At 36.6% G+C, this 2,299-nt stretch carries 2 protein-coding genes and 1 pseudogene; 2 read left to right on the top strand and 1 reads right to left on the bottom strand.

All coding sequences use genetic code 11. The features are described 5' to 3' along the window. Positions 1–1,356: phosphoglucosamine mutase (gene glmM, locus P8M54_RS15845; RefSeq protein ID WP_300289010.1), on the bottom strand; the 1,356-nt coding region annotated here is incomplete at its 3' end. Positions 1,357–1,507: 151 nt separating this feature from the next. On the opposite strand from glmM, the gene P8M54_RS15840 reads away from it, so the two are divergent. Further along, the gene (locus P8M54_RS15840) at positions 1,508–2,101 is read left to right on the top strand and encodes an ACP phosphodiesterase (protein WP_300289009.1); all 594 of its coding nucleotides are present in this window, start codon (positions 1,508–1,510) and stop codon (positions 2,099–2,101) included. 23 nt (positions 2,102–2,124) lie between these two features. Continuing rightward, positions 2,125–2,299 (top strand): annotated as a pseudogene (locus tag P8M54_RS15835) (gamma-glutamyltransferase); the annotation flags it as partial.

The raw sequence follows: 2,299 nt of genomic DNA, 5'->3' as shown, positions 1-2,299 counted from the left end.
AATACGATTTGCCAACGCATCTGCTTGTTCTTGCGAAGGCGCTTCGGTGTAAATACGAATAATTGGTTCTGTATTTGACTTGCGCAAATGTACCCAGTTAGTTTCAAAATCGATTTTCACACCATCAACTGTAGTAATGTCTTCATTTTTATACTTTTCAGTCATAGCAACCAAAATAGCATCTACATCTATAAGAGGTGTTAATTCGATTTTATTCTTGCTCATATAATATTCAGGATACGAAGCTCGCAATGCTGAAACCGACATTTTTTTGTTCGCTAAATGCGTCAAAAACAAAGCCACACCTACTAAACTATCACGGCCATAATGAGAGTCCGGATAGATGATACCACCATTTCCTTCACCTCCAATAATTGCATTATTCTTTTTCATCAACTCCACCACATTGACTTCCCCCACAGCACTTGCTTCATAAGTTCCGTTATGCTTATTAGTTACATCACGCAAAGCACGGGAAGATGACATATTAGATACCGTATTTCCTGGTGTTTTACTCAAAACATAATCGGCACAAGCCACGAGTGTATACTCTTCACCAAACATTTCACCGTCTTCACAAATGAAAGCCAAACGGTCTACATCTGGATCGACTACAATTCCCAAATGAGCTTTTTCTTTTACTACTAATTCTGAAATATCGGTTAGATGTTCTTTAAGCGGTTCTGGGTTATGCGGAAAATGTCCGTTTGGCTCACAATACAGCTTTACGACCTCCACGCCCATTAATTCCAATAATTTAGGAATAATAATTCCGCCTGATGAATTCACACCATCCACCACAACTTTAAATTGAGCTGCTTTTACAGCATCCACATCAACTAATGGTAAATTTAAAACTTCATCGATGTGAATATCCATGTAAGCATCATTCTCTGTGATTTCACCTAGACTATCTACATCCGAAAAATCAAAGGCCTCAGCTTCCGCTATTTCTAAAATTTGCTCTCCGGCTGCACCGTTCAAAAACTCCCCTTTTTCGTTAAGTAATTTAAGTGCATTCCATTGCTTTGGATTGTGAGAAGCAGTCAAAATTATTCCGCCATCGGCTTCTTCAAGTGGAACTGCAATTTCAACAGTTGGGGTTGTGGACAATCCTAAATCAATGACATTAATTCCAAGTCCAATTAGTGTATTCACTACTAAATTATGAATCATAGGTCCTGAAATACGGGCATCGCGACCCACAACCACCGTAAGTTTGCTTTTAGCCGAATATTTTTTTAGCCAAGTTCCATAAGCCGAAGCAAACTTTACTGCGTCCACCGGAGTCAGGTTATCCCCTACTTTACCGCCAATCGTTCCACGAATTCCTGATATTGATTTTATTAAAGTCATGCGTTATTTTTTAAGTTTTTCTATAGTTTCGATACAAATATAATTTTCATTGGTTAGAAAACCGAAACAAAGAAACTTTTTTTATTCTCCCTATTCCTAATGGTCTTCGTTTTCAAACTTTGTATATTTGATATCTTACAATTAAGACGATATGAATTTTTTAGCACACATCTATCTTTCAGGCGACAGTGACTTATTGAAAATAGGGAATTTTATGGCTGATGGTATTCGGGGAAATCAATTTGATACCTATCCTACAGAGGTTCAAAATGGAATTTTTTTACATCGAGCCATCGATACCTTTACTGATGCGCATCCTATTTTTAGAGAAAGTACTAAAAAATTACATGCGAGATACCATCATTACGCTGGGGTAATTGTCGATGTTTTTTATGATCATTTCTTAGCAAAAAATTGGAGTACGTATTCTAACGAAAATCTAGCGGATTTTATTGAACGTTTTTATCAATCATTAAAAGATAATGCCACTATTTTGAGTCCAAGAACAGCTGGCTTTATGGAAGTCATGTTTAGAGAAAACTGGTTATGGAGTTATCGAACTATTGGAGGCATAGATAAAATTTTGACTCAAATGGACCGAAGGACAAAAAATCAATCCCAAATGCGGACTGCTACCGAAGAACTGGAACAATTTTACACTGAATTTGAAAACGAATTCACCCTGTTTTTTGAAGAATTGAGAGCACATGTACTCGAGAAACAAAAAGAATTCTCACAACTATAAAAAACTTAAAACGACTTATTATAATGAAAAAACTCATTCTATTTCTATTTGTCATTAGTTGTGGCTGTAAATCGCAAGTTGCTGTAAATAAGCCTACAGGATTACAAGCAAGCAAAGCGATGGTCGTATCCGCTAGAGAAGAAGCATCAAAAATAGGTGTAGCCATAATGAAAAAAGGCGGAAATGCTTTTGACGCTA

Origin of the sequence: Flavobacterium sp., from assembly GCF_029242675.1 — a bacterium.
GTDB lineage: Bacteria > Bacteroidota > Bacteroidia > Flavobacteriales > Flavobacteriaceae > Flavobacterium.
The sequence above is the reverse complement of the archived record's forward strand: the minus strand, read 5'-3'. Positions and strand labels throughout refer to the sequence as shown.